The 18,959-nt window shown below is 43.7% G+C and carries 16 protein-coding genes and 2 pseudogenes; 8 read left to right on the top strand and 10 right to left on the bottom strand.

Annotated features, from left to right (window positions below; all coding sequences use genetic code 11):
• Positions 1 to 28 precede the first annotated feature (28 nt).
• The gene (locus WAK81_RS06305; RefSeq protein ID WP_422196141.1) at positions 29 to 1,732 is read right to left on the bottom strand and encodes a M61 family metallopeptidase; all 1,704 of its coding nucleotides are present in this window, start codon (positions 1,730 to 1,732) and stop codon (positions 29 to 31) included.
• A 175-nt stretch (positions 1,733 to 1,907) separates the two neighbouring features.
• On the opposite strand from WAK81_RS06305, the gene WAK81_RS06300 reads away from it, so the two are divergent.
• From WAK81_RS06300 to slyD, 3 genes are all read left to right on the top strand, one after another.
• Positions 1,908 to 3,221 carry a D-alanyl-D-alanine carboxypeptidase PBP6B gene (locus tag WAK81_RS06300; protein ID WP_422196140.1) on the top strand — a complete coding sequence of 438 codons (1,314 nt, stop codon included), beginning with the start codon at positions 1,908 to 1,910 and terminating at the stop codon, positions 3,219 to 3,221.
• Between the two features lie 250 nt (positions 3,222 to 3,471).
• The gene (locus WAK81_RS06295; protein ID WP_422196139.1) at positions 3,472 to 4,758 is read left to right on the top strand and encodes an NAD(P)/FAD-dependent oxidoreductase; all 1,287 of its coding nucleotides are present in this window, start codon (positions 3,472 to 3,474) and stop codon (positions 4,756 to 4,758) included.
• 136 nt (positions 4,759 to 4,894) lie between these two features.
• Positions 4,895 to 5,377 (top strand): peptidylprolyl isomerase, encoded by a 483-nt coding sequence (slyD, locus tag WAK81_RS06290; protein ID WP_004278960.1) that lies wholly within the window; start codon positions 4,895 to 4,897, stop codon positions 5,375 to 5,377.
• 166 nt (positions 5,378 to 5,543) lie between these two features.
• Here slyD and WAK81_RS06285 read toward each other — a convergent pair whose 3' ends face one another.
• The 5 genes and pseudogenes from WAK81_RS06285 to WAK81_RS06265 all read right to left on the bottom strand — a co-directional run bounded on the left by WAK81_RS06285 (position 5,544) and on the right by WAK81_RS06265 (position 10,114).
• Positions 5,544 to 6,317, bottom strand: a complete 774-nt coding sequence (locus WAK81_RS06285; RefSeq protein ID WP_004645549.1) for a M48 family metallopeptidase — start codon at positions 6,315 to 6,317, stop codon at positions 5,544 to 5,546.
• A 112-nt stretch (positions 6,318 to 6,429) separates the two neighbouring features.
• Positions 6,430 to 6,738 carry a hypothetical protein gene (locus WAK81_RS06280; RefSeq protein WP_422196138.1) on the bottom strand — a complete coding sequence of 103 codons (309 nt, stop codon included), beginning with the start codon at positions 6,736 to 6,738 and terminating at the stop codon, positions 6,430 to 6,432.
• A 158-nt stretch (positions 6,739 to 6,896) separates the two neighbouring features.
• A complete protein-coding gene (locus tag WAK81_RS06275) occupies positions 6,897 to 8,216 on the bottom strand; it encodes an adenylosuccinate synthase (protein ID WP_004278963.1) in 1,320 nt (439 codons plus the stop codon).
• Positions 8,217 to 8,286: 70 nt separating this feature from the next.
• A complete protein-coding gene (locus WAK81_RS06270; protein WP_422196137.1) occupies positions 8,287 to 9,453 on the bottom strand; it encodes an ATP phosphoribosyltransferase regulatory subunit in 1,167 nt (388 codons plus the stop codon).
• A 206-nt stretch (positions 9,454 to 9,659) separates the two neighbouring features.
• A pseudogene (locus tag WAK81_RS06265) lies at positions 9,660 to 10,114 on the bottom strand (Lrp/AsnC family transcriptional regulator).
• 147 nt (positions 10,115 to 10,261) lie between these two features.
• On the opposite strand from WAK81_RS06265, the gene WAK81_RS06260 reads away from it, so the two are divergent.
• Complete coding sequence (locus tag WAK81_RS06260) at positions 10,262 to 11,011, top strand: AzlC family ABC transporter permease (RefSeq protein ID WP_422196136.1); 750 nt, start codon at positions 10,262 to 10,264, stop codon at positions 11,009 to 11,011.
• The gene (locus WAK81_RS06255) at positions 11,008 to 11,307 is read left to right on the top strand and encodes an AzlD family protein (RefSeq protein WP_422196135.1); all 300 of its coding nucleotides are present in this window, start codon (positions 11,008 to 11,010) and stop codon (positions 11,305 to 11,307) included. Before WAK81_RS06260 ends, WAK81_RS06255 begins: the two co-directional genes overlap by 4 nt.
• Positions 11,308 to 11,351: 44 nt before the next feature.
• On the opposite strand, the gene WAK81_RS06250 is transcribed toward WAK81_RS06255, so the two are convergent.
• Both WAK81_RS06250 and WAK81_RS06245 read right to left on the bottom strand, forming a co-directional pair.
• Positions 11,352 to 11,648, bottom strand: a complete 297-nt coding sequence (locus tag WAK81_RS06250; protein ID WP_004278968.1) for a hypothetical protein — start codon at positions 11,646 to 11,648, stop codon at positions 11,352 to 11,354.
• Between the two features lie 192 nt (positions 11,649 to 11,840).
• Positions 11,841 to 12,863: a type I glyceraldehyde-3-phosphate dehydrogenase gene (locus WAK81_RS06245; protein WP_422196134.1), complete on the bottom strand. Its 1,023-nt coding sequence runs from the start codon at positions 12,861 to 12,863 to the stop codon at positions 11,841 to 11,843.
• Between the two features lie 388 nt (positions 12,864 to 13,251).
• On the opposite strand from WAK81_RS06245, the gene alaS reads away from it, so the two are divergent.
• From alaS to csrA, 3 genes are all read left to right on the top strand, one after another.
• A complete protein-coding gene (gene alaS / locus WAK81_RS06240; protein ID WP_422196133.1) occupies positions 13,252 to 15,945 on the top strand; it encodes an alanine--tRNA ligase in 2,694 nt (897 codons plus the stop codon).
• Positions 15,946 to 16,009: 64 nt separating this feature from the next.
• Positions 16,010 to 17,290, top strand: a complete 1,281-nt coding sequence (locus WAK81_RS06235; RefSeq protein ID WP_422196132.1) for an aspartate kinase — start codon at positions 16,010 to 16,012, stop codon at positions 17,288 to 17,290.
• Between the two features lie 249 nt (positions 17,291 to 17,539).
• The gene (csrA, locus tag WAK81_RS06230; protein WP_005097444.1) at positions 17,540 to 17,794 is read left to right on the top strand and encodes a carbon storage regulator CsrA; all 255 of its coding nucleotides are present in this window, start codon (positions 17,540 to 17,542) and stop codon (positions 17,792 to 17,794) included.
• Positions 17,795 to 17,888: 94 nt separating this feature from the next.
• Here the strand turns inward: csrA and rnhB are convergent.
• Together rnhB and WAK81_RS06220 are read right to left on the bottom strand one after the other, a co-directional pair.
• Positions 17,889 to 18,485 (bottom strand): annotated as a pseudogene (gene rnhB, locus WAK81_RS06225) (ribonuclease HII); the annotation flags it as partial.
• A gap of 54 nt (positions 18,486 to 18,539) precedes the next feature.
• The gene (locus WAK81_RS06220) at positions 18,540 to 18,911 is read right to left on the bottom strand and encodes a hypothetical protein (protein WP_004278974.1); all 372 of its coding nucleotides are present in this window, start codon (positions 18,909 to 18,911) and stop codon (positions 18,540 to 18,542) included.
• Positions 18,912 to 18,959 lie beyond the last annotated feature (48 nt).

The following is an 18,959-nucleotide window of genomic DNA, read 5'->3' as shown; positions in this document are numbered from 1 at the left end:
GTTTTTTAAATTAAGAATAATTATGGATTTAAGCTTTAAGCCATTTCTCAGCTTTAGCCTGGTCTTCCACTTTCAGTTCAACTTCGGTCAGCTCAGAACCCGCGGCTTGAACTTCAAACGTCATTAGCTCATCACGACGGAATGCATACACTGTAAAAGTACCTTGCTGTTTTGCATAGCTTTCAACAAGTTTGGTCGTTGCTTTTAAGCCATCAATTGCAATGATGACATCATTGGCAGAAAGACCAGCGAGCACAGCGGCACCATCACGACGCGCAGATTGAACCAGAACACCTTCCGGCTTATCTGCCAATTTTAAACCGAATGGCAAAGACTTATCATTTTTCAGACCATAAGCCACACCAAACTCAGGGAATAACTGATCGAGCGGCAATTCATCTGTGGTATTGATCAAGTGATTAATCTGTTCTGACCAATCATCTCCTGTCAGCTCTTTACACAATTCAAAGATTGTCCGTTCATGCACCTGAACACCCTTCTGGGCATTTTCATACAAACGGCGCATTAAAGCATCCAGACTTGAACCACGTAAACGCAGACCCAAATCCAGGCACAATGCAACTAGACAACCTTTGTTGTAATAGCTGGTACCAACATTATTCGAGTTCTCATCCTGACGATAGAATTTCACCCAGGCATCAAAACTGGATTCAGAGACTGACTGAATCGCACGACCCGGATTTTGCAAGTAACGGTCAATCTGTGCTTTTAACAAAGCAATATACGATTCCTGATTAATCACGCCACTGCGCAGCAAAATCAAATCATCGTAATAGGAAGTGAAACCTTCAAAGATCCATAACAGAGAGGTATAGCCCTCTCTGTTTAAATCATAGTTAACGAAGTTTTCAGGACGAATGAATTTCACCAACCAGGAATGGAAATATTCATGGCTACATAGACCCAGAAAACGCTGATAATCTTTAGATGGCTCTTCTGGCTCATTGGCTTTCGGCAAGTCATCACGCGGTGAAATCAGGCTGGTCGAGTTCGGATGCTCCAGACCGCCATAGCTATTGCCGGTTGCCATGGTCATAAAGGTATAGTCTGCAAACGGCGCCGAACCAAACATTGAAATTTCTGTGGCACAGATTTTTTCAATATCCTGCTGCATACGCGCCGCATTCATGGCATGTTTACCGGACACCACAAATTCATGTGGAATACCATTTGCTTCAAAACTGAAACGGGTTTGTTCTGCTAGCTCAAATGGCGCATCAATCAATTCGGCATAGTTTTTGGCTTTGAGCGTGAAACGGCCTTTGACCAGACTTTTGGCTTGCATGCCGGTTGCCAGCTGAAAATGCTTTAATTCATCTGGCAGGAAAATTTCCAGTTCAATTTCTTTATTTTCCTGACCTTCTAGCCCCAGACATGCACAAGCCGGGTTCACGTAGAGACGATTTTGATCCACATATGTACCACGAACGGACAGGTCATAGGCATAGACATCATATTCTACCGTAATCAGTTCATGATCAGTATTGAATAAACGCCATTTATTCTTTTCAAATTTCTGGATCTGTAACTGGCGCCCATCTTCATCATAGGCTTTGACCGCTTCAATGTGCTTGGAAAACTCTCGAATCAGATAGCTTCCCGGAATCCAGGTCGGTAATGACAGGACTTGGGTCGGGTCCGCAAGAAAACGAACAGTCACGTGAATAAGATGCTGACGATAATCGTCAAATTCAATTTGATAATGCAACATAATGAACGATATAAAATTAAAATAAATGAGATATAGCTTAGCTTAGCATTTTTTAAGCCAGTATGGTTTAGCTGTCTTATTTGTCTACATTTACGACTAGCTATCTGTATAAAAAAGGCATAGCATGCGTGAAAATTAAATCGTTCAACACCCGCCGGGTTATTAAGGAACACCTTTGAAATACATCATCTCACTGATTGCGGTATTCAGTTTATTTATTTCTGCATTTTCACATGCTGCCCTACTCAATATTGTGCCTGAAAGCGTTGAAGCTGAAGCCTGGACCATTCTGGATTCACAGTCTGGTCAAGTCATTGCAGAGCACAATGCCGACGTGCAACGCGCTCCGGCCTCGCTCACCAAAATGATGGTGGCTTATATTGCCTTAAAGGAAATTGAGGCTGGGAAATTAGATAAAAATGAAGTTTTAACCGCGACCTCTGTAGTGAAAACCGTGATGTGGGATGAGTCACAGATGTACCTGAAAGAAGGTGACCTGATTTCAGTCGACCAGCTTCTGGCAGGCTTGATTATCATGTCTGCCAATGATGCCGCGGTGACGCTGGCTGAGAAAATTTCGGGTGGTATTCCGCAGTTTGTTGAACGTATGAATCAGGAAGCCAAAGCGCTGGGCATGCAGCATACCAATTTCCAGAATCCGGCCGGCATTACCATGCCTGAGCATTATTCGACTGCCGCCGATTTGGCCAGACTGTCTATGGCGCTGGTGAATGAAACCCCAGATTATCTGTATTATTCCAAACAGCCAAGCTTTACCTACAACCAGCACTTTCATCGTGCGACCAACCGTGTGCTTCAGGTTGATCCAACCGTAGATGGTTTAAAAACCGGGTTTACCCGCGCAGCAGGCTATAATTTAGCATTAACCGCCAATCGCGTAACAGCAGATTTTGAAATGCCGAATCGCCGTCTGATTGTGGTGGTACTAGGCACTAAAAGTGCCACAAAACGCGCTGAAATATCACATAAGCTGATGAATCTGGCTTATACCTATACCCGCAATGAAGTGGCGATCAAAGATCAACAGCTCCTTGCTGAGTTGCCTGTGATCAAATCCACCTTAAAAATGTTTAAGGTGCAAACCAAGCAACCGCAGATTATCACCACTTCTTTATATGATCAGGGCTACAGTATTGACCTGAATCAGTTTGACCAGGCGCATCAACGCGTTATGCTGAATACAGGTGATGGCATTTTAAAAAGTATCGAGCCACTTCAGGAAACTCAGACTCATATCAATGTTGAAGTGAAAGCGTCAGAATTAATCGCACCTTTGGCAACTATGAAGCCTTTAGCCACCATTCAAGTCTATCAGAATAATCAGCTGATTCGCACCATTCAGATTGAAGATCATGTCGAAATTGAAGAAGCTAACCTGTTTCAGAAATTCTTTACCTGGCTGCAAGGCTTGTTCAGTTTGTTTTCAGACAACCCCCCAAGCGTAAAGCTTTATCCTTTAGATAGATAATAGCGCTACATCTCAAGTAACTTCCCTTTAAGCTAGAAGATCTCTGCGCTGATCTTCTAGCAGATTCCCCCTATCAATCTCGCTCTCCCATTGCTTCCTTAAAGTAGCGACACTTACCTGCTCTCACAGAATTGCTACGTTTTGTAATTTGTATAACAATTTTAATCAAGACGCGTTTTAGCGCATGCCATAGTATATTTTCTCTCTATTTCTCTTATTTTTATTAAAAAAATAAACAGGTTAATCATATATGACAGCACATAAAATCGTGATTGTGGGTGGTGGTGCGGGTGGTCTGGAACTGGCGACTCAGCTGGGTGAGAGCTTGGGTAAAAGCGGTAAAGCCCAGATTATTCTGGTCGATCAAAAACTGACGCACATCTGGAAACCGCTGCTGCATGAAGTTGCCGCAGGTACCTTAAATCCACATGAAGAAGAAACCAATTATTTTGCCCATTCAGCTGCGCATTATTATGAATTTGTCTTGGGTACATTCACCGGTCTGGATCGTGAAGCGAAACAGATTGTGCTCGAAACAGAATATTTCTCCAAAAAATTCCAATCCAAGAAAAACCAGCGCATTGACTATGACACCCTGGTCCTGGCCTTAGGTTCTACCTCGAATGACTTTAATACCGAAGGGGTCAAACAGTTCTGTCATTTTCTCGACAGCCGCCCACAGGCTGATATCTTTCAGCAGGATCTGTTGCATCTCTATTTGAACGCTCAACATGAAGCTTCAAGCCGTGAACTGAATATCGCCATTATTGGTGCCGGTGCGACCGGGGTCGAACTGGCAGCCGAGTTGGTTGAGGCCAAAAACAATTTCTTTAAATATGGCTTGAACAAGGTCGATCCAAATAAAGTCAAAATTACCTTAATTGAAGCGGCGGATCGCATTCTGACTGCGCTCTCCCCGAAAGTTGCTGAACATACCATGCAACAGCTGGAAAAATTTGGTATTGAAGTCTTGACCAGTCACCGCGTGGCCAAGGTCGATGAAGACAAAATTTATTTTGCAGATGGCTCAAGTCTGGATGCCGAGATTAAAGTCTGGGCCGCAGGCATCAAAGCACCCGAAGTTTTGGCACAACTGCAAGATATGGAAAAAGACAATATTCACCGGTTGAAAGTCTATTCCACCCTGCAAACCAAATCTGATCCAGATATTTTTGCTTTTGGTGACTGTGCACACTGCCAACCTGCTGCAGATGAACCGGTCCTGGGTCCACGCGCACAAGTGGCTAGCCAACAGGCCAATTTTCTGGCCAATGCCTTAAAAGCGCGTGTCAATCAAAAAAACTATTTACCGATGTTTAAATTTTCTGACAAAGGTTCACTGATTTCCTTAAGCCAGAATAAAGCCGTCGGCGAGTTGCTCGGTCAAGTCAATGTGCAAGGCTTTGTCGCCAAATCGATGTACGTTTCTTTATATCGAATTCATCAGGCGACCATTCATGGTTATGCGCATGCCGGCATTCTGACTGCAAAAGATTTTGTTACACGAAAAATTTCTCCAAAGCTGAAATTGCATTGAAATTCCAGAATTTGGCCCAATCAATGAAAAAATCGTCAACAAAATTGTCAAATTGCGTTTTTTTGCTAATTTTAGTCTACAAAAATGCAATTTCACTTTATGATGTACCCTTAAAAAATTGAATGGATCAATTAACATGACTGCTATTGCAAATAACCTCGTGGTTTCTTTCCACTACACATTGACTAACGCAGAGGGTGAAACTCTCGACCAATCTCAAGGTGAACCACTTGCCTATTTGCACGGTGCAGGTAACATCATCCCAGGTTTAGAAAATGCGTTAGAAGGCAAAACCGTAGGTGAAAAATTCACTGTAAACGTTCCTGCTGCTGAAGGTTATGGCGAATACAACCCGGACCTAGTTCAAGAAGTTCCTGCGCAAATGTTCCAAGGCGTAGACAACATTCAAGCAGGCATGCAGTTCCAAGCTCAAACTGATGACGGCGTGCAAATCGTAACTGTTAAAGCAGTTGAAGGCGACAATGTTGTGGTTGATGCTAACTTCCCACTTGCTGGTCAAGACCTGACTTTCGAAGTTGAAATCGTATCTGTTCGTGAAGCTTCTCAAGAAGAATTAGATCACGGTCACGTACACGGTGTAGGCGGTCACCAGCACTAAGATCTTTTGATCTTGAGTGAAAAAAGGCAAAGTCTGACTTTGCCTTTTTTATTGTCTGAAAATAGCCCATAGAATATTAACCATCCAATTAGCTATAAAAAAAGCAGAGCCATTGCCCTGCCTTTCCAATCCGATCAAGATCTCCTTTTACAGGATGATCAGTGGATTATTTTTTTTGGTTATAAATCTGCATCGCTGCTGGCAACTGTTGACGCATTTGCCCAATACGCTGGCTATTCGATGGATGCGTAGACAGGAAGGTTGCACCACTGCCGCCACCGAGTTTGTTCATTTTTTCCCACAGGGTAATGGCTGCATTCGGGTTATAACCTGCGCGCGCCATCAGCATTAAACCGCCTTGGTCAGCACGGCTTTCCAGATTACGCGAGTATGGCAAGCCAATTCCGATCTGACTACCCAATTGTGCTGCTGCAGCGCCACCTTGACCCACACCTGCTGCATTCAAGCCAATACCCAAGGCCAGATCAGTCAGGGCTTGAGCACCGATTTTCTGCTTAGAATGCTCTTCTAAAGCATGCACCATTTCATGACCCATAATCGCTGCAATTTCAGCATCGGTCAGATTCAGTTTATTCACGATACCGGTATAGAATACAACCTTACCACCTGGCGCAACAAAGGCGTTGACCTGGTCAGATTTGAGCACAGCCAATTGCCACTGGAATGCTGTACCGGTTTGATTCATCTGGTTGGCAACCGGTTTCAAACGGTTAAATACATTATTAATCCGCTTATAGGTCGCTGAACTGGTATCCAGTTGACCTTTGTTTTTCGCATCATTGACCATGGCATTATAGCTTTGGCTAGCAGATGCATTTAAGGTCGCAGTATCTGCCCCTGCCATATCGGCAATGGTGGTACAACCTGATAATGTTACGACTGTAGCAGCCGCCATACTCAATAAAAGTTTATTCTTCATTATAATTTACTCCGCCTTGGCTTAAGGGCAATTTACATTGTAAAAATTATAATTGAAAGCGCGCAGCAGCTAAACGCTTAATTCATTCATCTTCTTATAAATTATGTAATTTTTAAGCCAAATACTGTATCGCCAACCAATAAATCAGACAAATAATATTGAGACCCAGATAAAACTGACTCAGTGGTTTGATTTTCTGCTCAAGCGCTTCATCTTGACGTTTGAAAAATAAAAAAGCATTTTGCAATAAAATAATAGGCACTAATATACAGGCGATAATGACACTCAAACCAATCAGCGCCGCATAAATCACCTCGGGATTTTGGGTTTGCGCACGAATAATCATCATGGCAATTGTTGGCGCCCCGCCCATCGCGAATAACAATGAATAAAACATGGTCGCCGATATATTTTTTTGCATCCTGCTGCTCATTTTTCTTTCTTTATATACCGCTATGTTAAAGCACATCACGTGGTATTACCGATGCAACTTTAGTCTTGAAATACCTGTATAAATTCAGCATATAAAAAACCCATCCGGAGATGGGTTTTTATCATTCAAGCTTTAATCAAAGAAGATTAAGCATCAAACGGGTGGCGAAGAACAATCGTTTCTTCACGGTCTGGACCTGTTGAAATGATGTCGATTGGACATTCAATCAATTGCTCAAGACGTTTTACATAGTTCAATGCAGCTTCTGGCAATTGATCCAGTGATTTCGCACCGAAAGTTGACTCAGACCAGCCTGGCATAGTTTCGTAAATCGGTTTTAAAGTTTCGAATGCAAGCGCATCAGAAGAACCGACACAACCAGAATCTGCAGCTTCATAACCCACACAGATTTTCACTTCTTCCAAACCATCAAGAACGTCAAGTTTAGTTAGGCAAATACCAGAAAGTGAGTTTACGTCAACTGAACGGCGTAGAATTTCAGCATCGAACCAGCCACAACGACGTTGACGGCCAGTAGATGCACCAAATTCATTACCAATCGTACCGAGGTGTTTACCAATCGCATCACCCGTGTCATTTGCAGCGTCATACACCAACTCAGTTGGGAATGGACCTGCACCTACACGCGTTGTGTACGCTTTAGTAATACCCAGTACATAGTCAAGGTGCAAAGGACCCAGACCTGAACCAGAGCTTACACCACCAGCAGTGGTATTCGAAGAAGTTACATACGGATATGTACCGTGGTCAACGTCAAGAAGTGAACCTTGCGCGCCTTCGAACATGATGTTGTCACCGTTTTTACGGTAGTTATGCAATTCAGTGGTCACGTCCACAACCAGCGGCGCAACAACTTTACGCCATTCGTCGCAAAGTGCTAACACGTCTTCCAGTTTAACTGCTTCAACACCGTAGTATTCAGTCAGCTGGAAGTTATGGTAGTCCAGAAGTTCAGTTAACTGAGCAGTAAGATGTTCACCACCACGTACCAGGTCAGCAACACGTACTGCGCGACGCGCTACTTTGTCTTCGTATGCAGGACCGATACCACGACCTGTCGTACCAATCTTCGCATTACCACGTTTTTTCTCACGCGCCTGGTCGAGTGCGATGTGGTTCGGAAGAATCAGTGGACAGTTTGGAGAAATGCGTAAACGCTCTTTAACAGGAACGCCTTCTTTTTCAAGAATGTCCATCTCTTTGATGAGCGCTTCAGGAGAAAGAACAACACCGTTACCAATTAAGCACAATACGTTTTCACGTAAAATACCTGATGGAATGAGGTGTAAGACAGTTTTCTTACCACCAACCACAAGAGTGTGACCTGCGTTATGTCCGCCTTGATAACGAACTACCGCTGCCGCTTGATCTGTGAGCAGGTCGACGATTTTACCTTTACCTTCGTCGCCCCATTGGGTACCAAGTACCACAACATTCTTGCCCATAATAGCCTCATTACATCATGCTGTTAAAGTTGAAAGCCCCGCTCAGCGACATGAACACTGAGCCAAGCAGTTAAATCGTTTTGACTGTCCACTCACCATTCGCATTCACCAGCTGGTGCGTCGCATATGGAATAGAGTTTAAATCATCATTACCCAGTAACTGAATTACACTTAAGCCTTGTGCACGAATGTTCTGAATCGCATTCAGAAGTTCTGTATCAGTGCCTTTAGGTGCAACCACGACCTGTACCGCATCAAACTGACCTGCGCTTAAAGCATATAAGTCACAAGAGAAACCGGTTGCCGGACGCGCGCGGCCAAAATGCTCACCAATGCCATCATAACGGCCACCTTGTGCCAGTGCAGCTGCACGGTTAGGTGCATAGACCGCATACATCAGGCCAGTATGATAATGGTATGAACGTAATTCAACCACATCAATACCAATACTCAAGTTTGGCCAACGGGTTTGAACTTCATTTTTGGTCGTTTGCAAGACATTAAAAGCCTGCGTGAATGCTGGATTCGCCAACACTTCAGCACTTAAATGCGCTTGCAATGCATCCAGGTCGCTGGCATAGCGTCCAAGTGCATAGAAATCCTGACCAAATTTCAGGTCTGCCGTGAATTCTTCTAATTCTGGCAGCGCCTTACGTTGATATAAATCAGATAATTGTTGTTCAGTGACTTTGTTTAAGCCTGCCTGAGCCACCAGACTGCGGAATAAACCCACATGACCTAAGTCCAGATGGATACCATCTGCCAGACCTGTCTCCTGAATCAGACTGATCATCAAGTCGACCATTTCCACATCGGCATCAATGCTATCTGAACCAAAGAGCTCCGCACCTAACTGTAATGGTGCGCGCGAGGTATTAAAACCACGAGGCTTGGTATGCAGAACGGTTCCTGCATAGCAGTAACGTGCCACACCTTCCACTGGATGTACATGCGCATCAATACGAGCCACTTGTGGTGTCATATCGGCACGCACACCAAGCAAACGACCAGAAAGCTGATCGATTACTTTAAAAGTGGCTAAGTCTAAATCTTGATTCGATTCTGAGAGAGAAGATAGAGATTCGATGTATTCAATAAATGGCGTGTACACCAGCTGATAACCTCGAGATGCAAGGAAATCCAGTGATTTACGGCGCAGACTTTCAATAACTTGCGCTTGTTCTGGTAATACATCAGCTACACCATCAGGTAATAACCATGTCTCTGAAATGGGCATGTTGTAAACCTAAATTCTTGTCAGCGCGGAACGAATCCGCATAAAAAAATCGGGAGCACACCCGATTTCTCCTAGTCTAGCACGATAGTTTTGGCTGTGCATCGCAAATTTTATAATTTTCGCTACCTGATGAAATCAACAACAATTGTGTCAACTATCAGCGTTTTAATGCACATTCAAAATAAATATCATGACAAAATCCGGCATTAAACCAAAGGCAGTGCAGTGGTACTTTTGACCGTTTGCAATGGAATTTCAGTTTTTACACTTTGAATGCAGGGAATTTGGGTTAAATGATTAATCTGAAATTTACGATAAGCATCCAGATCAGCCACCACAATTCTTAAAAAGAAATCACAATCGCCCGCCATTAGCTGGCACTCGACGACTTCTGGCATTTCCTTGATCGCTTCGACAAATTGGTCGACCACAGCAGCTTCTCGAGACTTGAGCCAGACGCCTGCAAACACACTCATGGCTAAATTGACCTTTTGCGGATTCAGCAGCGCAACATACTGCTCAATCACCCCTCATCTTCCAGCTGTTTCACCCGTCTTAAACAGGGTGATGGCGACAAGCCAATCAGTTGAGCCAGTTCATTATTTTGCAGTTTTCCATTCTTTTGCAACTCATGCAAAATGCGTTTATCTATTTGATCCATGTCTATGCTTTGGTATTTAAAACCTCTTAAATTTAATTTAGCGCAATTTAATTTCAAATCAAAGCTGAATCACCTGTATTACAACAGCAAATAGCCAGAATATCGCCATAAAATATGGTCTAGTTTTGCAGTACCCAGGTCATTTCCATGCTTTTGTTCAGACAAAGCACCGCAGCGGTGGTTGTCCCTACCGATTTCAGCGAATTTCAACGTGGCATGAAAGATTCTACCCCCATGCTTTTGGGAATTATTCCCTTTGCGCTGGTGCTAGGTGCAACGGCAGTACAGAAAAATTTCAGCTTGCTCGAAGTGCCATTACTGACAGGTTTGAACTTTGCCGGCGGTTCTGAATTTGCCATTCTGGAAGTCTGGAGCAGTCCGCCAAATTTACTCATGCTGATGTTCATTACCTTTCTGGTGAATAGCCGGCATCTGTTGATGGGCGCCAGTTTGGTTCCGTATTTAAAGCATCTTCCGAATCGTAAAGTTTTTCCGGCCCTGTTTTTTATGGTCGATGAGAGCTGGGCGCTCGGTCTAGCTGATGCACAAAGGAAACAGGCGCAACTGGGTTGTCGTGCTGCGTTTAGCATGCCTTATTATGCTGGCCTGTGTTTTTGCCTGTACTTGATGTGGGTCGGATTTACCACACTCGGCGCCATGCTTGGACCTGTATTAGGCGACATCAACCGTTTTGGTTTTGATATGGCCTTTCCTGCTGTATTTCTGGTGTTACTGAGAAGTATGTGGAAAGGTTTTGAGGCTGCCCGGCCATGGCTGGTCAGTTTAGTCTGTGCGGCTTTAGCTTATTTATATTTACCTGCGGGCTGGTATGTACCGATTGGCGCCTTGTCTGGAATCGCTTCGGCATTTTTCCTGATTCAAGAGGATCAAACATGATCCAGATGAGCACCTTGGTGGCCATTATCCTGATTGCTGCGACCACTTATTTAACCCGGATCTTGGGCTATATCTTATTAAAAAACAAAACGCTGACACAGCGCCAGCGTAAAATTCTGGAAGTAGTCCCCGGCTGCGTGCTGATTTCAGTGATTGCACCCTATTTTGTACGTGACAATCCTGCAGACCTGATCGCCTTGGCTTTAACGCTATTTGCCGCTACGCGTTTTGGATTATTACCAACAGTCGCCATCAGTATGGTTTCCGCCGCAGTTTTAAGAGTTTTAATTGTCTAACGCTGGAACAAAACCCCTTTAAATAATCTCTAAAGGGGTTTTGTTTATTTCTGTGGATCAACCACCTTGGTCAGCAAGCTCACCAGTTCGGCATTTTGCAATTCGACCTGCTGAAGTTTGGCTGTGGTCTGATCCAGAACTTCCTGCTGCACATGCATTTTTTTGGCTAGATCCTGCATGATTTCCAGAGTCTTTTTTAAATTTTCTTCCAGATGCACGATTTTTTCTTCGACTGGCACGCCTTCCACGCTACGTGGCTCATCACTCTGATTAAACTGCAGCCAGATCAGAAAAATCACCGCCAAAGTTAGCAGTATAATAAATCCCCAAACCACCATCATGTGCTTGCTCTTATTTCATTTTATTGTCTTTATCTTAACGAAAAATGCTTCAGATAACGTAAATAATTCAGCCTCAATTCCTGATTTTCGATCAATTACGGGCGAATTCTCTTAAAACATGGCTTGCAGAATATTTACAGGCAAGAAAAAAGCACCGTATCTTGGTGCTTTTGAGGTTTAGATAACCCGAACTTAATGAAATGATTCACATAAATCCAGCAGACGGTTGGCATAGCCCCACTCGTTATCATACCAGGCAAAGACTTTGGCTTGGTGCCCAACCACCAGGGTCTGAGTCAGATCAACAATCAGTGAATACGGGGAATGATTAAAATCACTAGACACCAAGGGCTCATCCGTCACGGCCATGATTTCTGCAAAATCCTGCCGTGCAGCTTTGATCATAACTTCATTCAGCTTGTGATCGGTAATCGGTGACTGGGAAACAAAAGTCAAATCAATTGCGGCTACATTAATGGTCGGCACCCGAATTGAATAACCATCGATACGATCTTCCATTTTCGGCATGACGCGTTTTAAGGCCCCCAGTGCACTTGAAGTCGTTGGAATAATGTTATGACCTGAGGCACGGGCACGACGCAAATCACGATGTGCATGATCCAGTACCGACTGATCTGCCGTGACAGCATGGATTTCGGTCATTAGGGCACTACTGATACCAAATGCATCATCGACAATTTTGACCAGTGGCACCAAAGCCTGAGTGGTACAAGAGACACTGGAAATGATCTGGTCCGATGCTTTGACTTCATGATGATTGACACCATACACAATCGCGGCATCTACTGTATCAAAAGGTGCGGCGCCGATAATCACACGTTTTGCCCCTGCTTCAATATGCTGGGTCGCGGCTTCACGAGAACGGAACAGTCCAGTACATTCAAGCACTACATCTACCGCCAAGTTTTGCCAAGGCAAATTAGCCGGCTGCGACTCACACAAAACCTGTACTTTTAATGCAGCATCTTGATAGCTGATATGCATATAGATATGTTCAGCATCATAACTGAGATCTACCTGCCCCGGAAAACGGCCATGGGTCGAATCATATTTAAACAGATGAATCAGGGTTTCAACATCGGCAATATCGTTAATGGCAACGATTTCAAAATTAAAATCTTTCGGATTTTCAAACCATGCGCGCAGTACATTCCGTCCAATACGCCCAAATCCATTAATTGCCACTCGTTGCATGACTCGACCTTTTATATGCCTATTTTAAAACTCTTCTATGTTAAAGGATTTCTTGCGCCGTACATTAAAAACTTCAGTGAAAATACTGATTTTCGATTATTTTATTTCTGATACATTCGTCTGTATTCGAGCCATTTAAAATTCCGTTTATTTTTTAAAGTGATGGATATCCACGGATTCTGCTTTGGGAAAATTCATTTTAATTATTCAGCAAAAAACCTAAGTAAATAAATCCTTAGCAATTGGTTTTAAAATGATTGGTGCCTACTGCTTTTTCCGTTATAATTTGGCGTTTTAAATTTTTAAGCCCCGCATTGCAGCAAAGCTCTTGTATGCTTGTCAGACTGTGGTGTTTTAGCCAAATCGGAAATTATGGAGTGACTTGGTTGTGAGTACTCGTTTTATGACATCAGCTGAAATTCGTGAAGCATTTTTGCGTTACTTTGAATCGCAAGGGCATACACGTGTCGCGTCGAGTTCTCTAGTACCTGCCAATGACCCAACTTTGCTGTTCACCAATGCTGGTATGAACCAGTTTAAAGATTGCTTCTTAGGTCTAGAAAAACGCGATTATGTACGTGCAGTGTCATCACAAAAATGCGTGCGCGCAGGTGGTAAGCACAACGACTTGGACAATGTGGGTTATACAGCACGTCACCACACTTTCTTTGAAATGTTGGGTAACTTCTCATTTGGTGATTACTTCAAACGTGATGCGATCAACTTTGCCTGGGACTTTTTGACTAACGAAGAATGGCTTGGTCTACCAAAAGACAAACTCTATGCAACCGTTTACCATACTGATGATGAAGCCTTTGACATCTGGAACAAAGAAATCGGCCTAGATGTATCTCGCATCATCCGTATTGGCGATAATAAAGGTGGTCAATACGCATCTGACAACTTCTGGGCAATGGGCGATACCGGTCCATGTGGTCCATGTTCTGAAATCTTCTTTGACCATGGCGATCACATCTGGGGTGGCTTACCGGGTTCTCCTGAAGAAGATGGCGACCGTTTCATTGAAATCTGGAACAACGTATTCATGCAGTTCAACCGTACTGCGGATGGCGTACTCCACCCGCTTCCAGCGCCTTCTGTAGACACAGGTATGGGCTTGGAGCGTATTTCTGCAGTTTTACAGCACGTCAACTCAAACTACGAAATCGATTTATTCCAGCATTTACTTAAAGCTGCGGCTGAAATTGTTGGCTTGGACACTACAGTGCTTGAAGCTGAAGCTGCTGAGAAAGGTACACCAGTTCAGTATCCTGCTTCATTGAAAGTCGTTGCTGACCATGCACGTTCATGTTCATTCTTGATCGCTGATGGCGTAAATCCATCGAATGAAGGCCGTGGTTATGTACTACGTCGTATTATCCGTCGTGCAGTGCGTCATGGTAACAAGCTAGGCGCAACAGCTTCGTTCTTCCACAAAATGTTGAAACCGCTTATTGAAGTGATGGGCGAAGCTTATCCTGAACTTGCTGCTCAACAAGCACGTATCGAAGCGCAACTTCTGAAAGAAGAAGAACAATTTGCCAAAACACTTGAGCAAGGTTTGAAATTGCTTGAAGGCGAATTGGCACAGTTAAAAGGTTCTGTGATTCCGGGCGAAGTGGTATTCAAACTTTACGACACTTACGGCTTCCCGACTGACTTAACTGCGGATATCGCACGTGAACGTGATTTAACCATTGATGAAGCCGGTTTCGAAACTGAAATGGCTGCACAACGTCAACGCGCACGTGATGCAGGTAAATTCGCGATCAACTACAACAGCGTAGTAAAAGTTGAAGGCGAAACTCAATTTGACGGTTATGACGCAACTGCCGGTGAAGGTCAAATCATCGCAATCTACAAAGATGGCGAGCAAGTTGACGAAGTAGTTGAAGGCGACGAAGCACTTATCGTACTCAACCAAACACCATTCTATGCAGAAAGCGGTGGTCAAATCGGTGATACAGGTATCTTTAAAAACGATACCGGTATTTTCGAAGTTCAAGATACCAAAAAATCTGGTGGTGCATTTGTACACCAAGGTATCGTGACCATGGGTAGCCTGAAAGCTACACAAAAGGTAGAAGCGACTGTAAAAGCAGACATCCGTGCTGCAACTGCGCGCAACCACTCTGCGACTCACCTGCTACATGCTGCGTTACGTCAAATTTTAGGTTCACATGTACAGCAAAAAGGTTCATTGGTTGCCTCTGATGTGTTACGTTTTGACTTTGCCAACGACCAACCTGTAAGCTTTGAACAGCTGCAAGAAATTGAACGTTTGGTCAATGCTGAAGTGATTGCCAATACTGCTGTGTCTACTGAACTTCTGGATATCGAGTCTGCGAAAGCTAAAGGCGCGATGATGCTGTTTGGCGAGAAATATGGTGACGAAGTACGTGTACTGTCTATGGGTTCAGTGATTGAAGAGAAAAACTTTTCAATCGAGCTGTGTGGTGGTATTCACGTAAAACGTACCGGTGATATCGGTCTGTTCAAAATCACATCTGAAGGCGGTGTGGCAGCCGGTGTACGTCGTATTGAAGCAGTAACAGGCACTAAAGCAGTTGAAGTTGCGCAAAAAGCCGATCGCGATATCAATACGATTAACGGTTTGCTCAAAGCGCAAAAAGACCAGACTTTAGAAAAAGTTGAAGCGTTGGTTGATACTGCATCGAGCTTGCAGAAACAGATCGAACAACTCAATCAAAAACTTGCTAGCTTGCAAGCCGGTGAACTTCTAAGCCAAGTTCAAAGCATTGCAGGTCGTGCAACCTTGATTACAACTGTTGAAAACATGGATGCGAAAGCACTTCGCAACCTGCACGACGGTGTGAAATCAAAATTAGAAAATGCAGTTATTGTTCTTGCAGGTGTAGAGGGTGACAAGGTGAGCTTGATCGCATCTGTAGCAAAAGACTTTACTGCTTCTATTAAAGCAGGTGACATCATCAAACATTTAGCGACCGAGCTAGGTGGTAAAGGTGGTGGTAAACCTGACTTGGCACAAGGTGGCGCGCCACTTAACGAGAAGTTTGCTCCAATGATGGCAGATTTAACTGCCTGGCTTGCAGCAAAATAAAACTTCAATTTTGTGTAACTGACCCTGATAGGTACATCAGGGTCATGGCTTATATGGAACAACTATGGCATTAATCGTTCAAAAATATGGCGGTACCTCTATGGGTACTCCCGAGCGCATTTTAAATGTTGCTCGTCGTGTAAAGCGCTGGCATGACCACGGCCACAAGGTAGTGGTAGTGGTATCAGCAATGAGTGGCGAAACCAATCGTCTACTTGCTTTAGCGAAGGCCATTACCGAAACCCCTGACCCACGTGAACTAGACCAAATGGTATCTACGGGTGAACAGGTTACGATTTCTATGTTAGCAATGGCGCTGAACTCAATTGGAGTTGAAGCAAAATCACTAACAGGTCGCCAGGTTGGCATGAAAACCGACAGCTCATTCAATAAGGCACGTATCGAATCCATTGATACTGAAGTCCTGAACTCAAATCTGGATGCAGGCCGCGTACTTGTCGTTGCCGGTTTCCAGGGTTTTGATGAACATGGTAATACCACCACTTTAGGGCGTGGCGGTTCTGATACTTCAGGTGTTGCAATTGCTGCCGCACTCAAAGCAGATGAATGCCAGATTTATACCGACGTTGACGGTGTATATACCACCGATCCACGTGTTGCACCAAAAGCAAAAAAAGTTGATCGTATTTCATTTGAAGAAATGCTTGAGATGGCGTCACTCGGTTCTAAAGTCCTACAAATTCGTTCAGTTGAATTTGCAGGCAAATACCAGGTGCCTTTACGCGTATTATCAAGCTTCGACAATGACAACGATGGCGCATTCGACGAAGAATTTAAGCAAAACGTTGGTACACTTATTACGACTGAATTGGAAGACAACATGGAACAGCCAATTATCTCCGGTATCGCATTTAACCGTGACGAAGCAAAATTAACTATTTTAGGTGTGCCTGACGAACCGGGTATTGCTTCTAAAATTTTGTGCCCGATTGGTGATGCCAATGTTGAAGTGGATATGATTATCCAGAACGTTGAAGAAGATGGTACAACTGATTTCACTTTTACTGTGAACCGTGGCGAATTAAATAAAGCCAAAACCATTCTTGAAGCAACTGCTCAAGAAATTGGTGCACGTGAAGTTGCGACCCGTTCAGATATCGTAAAAGTATCGATTGTGGGTGTAGGGATGCGTTCACATGCCGGTGTAGCAAGCAAGATGTTTACAGCATTGGCAGACGAAGGCATCAATATCCTGATGATCTCGACGTCTGAAATCAAGATTTCTGTGATCATTGAAGAAAATTATCTTGAACTTGCGGTTCGTTCATTGCATACCGCATTCGGTTTAGACCGTGAACAAGGCGAATCTAGCGCACGTGCTTAATCGTTAAGATAGAATATTGTCATTGTTTGACAGTATTTTATAAATCTCTACAAAAATTCAGAGCCACTATAGTTTTTTTTATAGTGGCTCTGTTATATTAAGCCTGAGGATTTTTAAAAAACTGAGATAGATTAAAATCTTTCACCCAGATGACAGAATTTCTATCCAGATTTTATTTTTAATTTTTGGTTGTGTTTTTTGTTTTAAATTCAATAGATTGCAGGTTTTGCATTTTGCAAGGAGAGAAACATGCTGATTTTGACTCGACGTGTCGGGGAAACTTTAATGATTGGAGACCAAGTCAGCGTGACTGTGCTTGGCGTGAAAGGTAATCAGGTCCGTATTGGGGTCAACGCTCCGAAAGAAGTCTCTGTGCACCGTGAAGAGATTTACCAGCGTATCCAGCATGAACGTGCAATGCATGAACATCTCCAGCATATCGATCAAGATTTCCAGCCTTCGTATGAAGATGAGAATCAAACACAAAATAATTTTAACCGTTAATTTGTGTATAAATCATAAAGCGGCTTTAAAGCCGCTTTAAATTTGTCTGAATTTTATATAAAAATATTAAATACTTAGATAATTTAAATAAAACTTAAAGTTCTGCTCGCTGCTGTTCTAGCAAGGCTGCAATCACTTTTTTCACCGGCCCAAAACTGCGACGATGCTCATCAATCACACCATGCAAGGCAATCGCTTCAAAATGTGCCTTGGTCGGATACCCCTTATGCTTGGCAAAACCAAATTGCGGATGCTTCAGATCCATCTCAATCATCTGATGATCACGGGTTACTTTCGCCAGAATACTGGCTGCTGAAATTTCAGCATGCAATGCATCACCGCCAACCACAGCATCACAACTCATACGAAGGCCTTGAGGGACTTTATTACCATCGACCAGCACATGCTCAGGTTGAATCGCCAAGGCTTCTACAGCACGGCGCATCGCCAGCAAAGAGGCTTGCAAAATATTATGTTCGTCAATCTCTGCCGCAGAAGCCTCAGCAATGGCCCATGCCAGCGCCTTTTCCTGAATCTCAATAAAAAGTTTTTCACGCTTCTTTTCAGTGAGTTTTTTAGAGTCATTTAAACCCTCAATCGGGTTATTCAGATCCAAAATAACCGCCGCAGCGACGACTGAACCGACTAATGGCCCACGCCCTGCTTCATCTACACCAGCAATCTTCATGTCTTTTTCCCATAAAAATAGGCTGAACCAGTCAGCCTATTTCAATTTAATTTTGGCTTAGTTTACAGCTTCAGCCACACAAGCGTTAATGGTTTTTGCAACCACATTGCCGACAATCGTCGCACGTGCTGCCGGGTCAATTGCTGCAGTCGCTAAATCTACCGCTGTTACACTTTGTGGCGCTTTTTCGCTGACACAGCCACAAATTTCAGTCTGGATATTCTGCTTTTGGGTCGTAGTCATGAGACGTGTTGCTGTTTGCCATGCCGGAATATTATTCAGCTCAGTCGTACATTTTGCATTGATCGCGATTTTAAGCGCAGCCCCACCCAACTGTTGAGTCGTGGTTTGCGTTTCAGGGCTACCTGTTGTTGCACAAGCCGATAAAACCAAAGTAAGCGGAGCAAGTGCAGCCAATAATTTTTTCACAGATCTGTTCCTTGTTTATTCATATATGAAGCGTGACGCTATTGTGCC

The organism is Acinetobacter sp., assembly GCF_049284435.1.
GTDB lineage: Bacteria > Pseudomonadota > Gammaproteobacteria > Pseudomonadales > Moraxellaceae > Acinetobacter.
The sequence above is the reverse complement of the archived record's forward strand: the minus strand, read 5'-3'. Positions and strand labels throughout refer to the sequence as shown.

Coding starts and splice junctions, on each gene's coding strand:
- WAK81_RS06305 (WP_422196141.1), bottom strand. CDS start 1,732: ATGTTGCATTATCAAATTGAATTTGACGATTATCGTCAGCATCTTATT.
- WAK81_RS06295 (WP_422196139.1), top strand. CDS start 3,472: ATGACAGCACATAAAATCGTGATTGTGGGTGGTGGTGCGGGTGGTCTG.
- slyD (WP_004278960.1), top strand. CDS start 4,895: ATGACTGCTATTGCAAATAACCTCGTGGTTTCTTTCCACTACACATTG.
- WAK81_RS06285 (WP_004645549.1), bottom strand. CDS start 6,317: ATGAAGAATAAACTTTTATTGAGTATGGCGGCTGCTACAGTCGTAACA.
- WAK81_RS06280 (WP_422196138.1), bottom strand. CDS start 6,738: ATGCAAAAAAATATATCGGCGACCATGTTTTATTCATTGTTATTCGCG.
- WAK81_RS06275 (WP_004278963.1), bottom strand. CDS start 8,216: ATGGGCAAGAATGTTGTGGTACTTGGTACCCAATGGGGCGACGAAGGT.
- WAK81_RS06270 (WP_422196137.1), bottom strand. CDS start 9,453: ATGCCCATTTCAGAGACATGGTTATTACCTGATGGTGTAGCTGATGTA.
- WAK81_RS06260 (WP_422196136.1), top strand. CDS start 10,262: ATGCTTTTGTTCAGACAAAGCACCGCAGCGGTGGTTGTCCCTACCGAT.
- WAK81_RS06255 (WP_422196135.1), top strand. CDS start 11,008: ATGATCCAGATGAGCACCTTGGTGGCCATTATCCTGATTGCTGCGACC.
- WAK81_RS06250 (WP_004278968.1), bottom strand. CDS start 11,648: ATGATGGTGGTTTGGGGATTTATTATACTGCTAACTTTGGCGGTGATT.
- WAK81_RS06245 (WP_422196134.1), bottom strand. CDS start 12,863: ATGCAACGAGTGGCAATTAATGGATTTGGGCGTATTGGACGGAATGTA.
- WAK81_RS06235 (WP_422196132.1), top strand. CDS start 16,010: ATGGCATTAATCGTTCAAAAATATGGCGGTACCTCTATGGGTACTCCC.
- csrA (WP_005097444.1), top strand. CDS start 17,540: ATGCTGATTTTGACTCGACGTGTCGGGGAAACTTTAATGATTGGAGAC.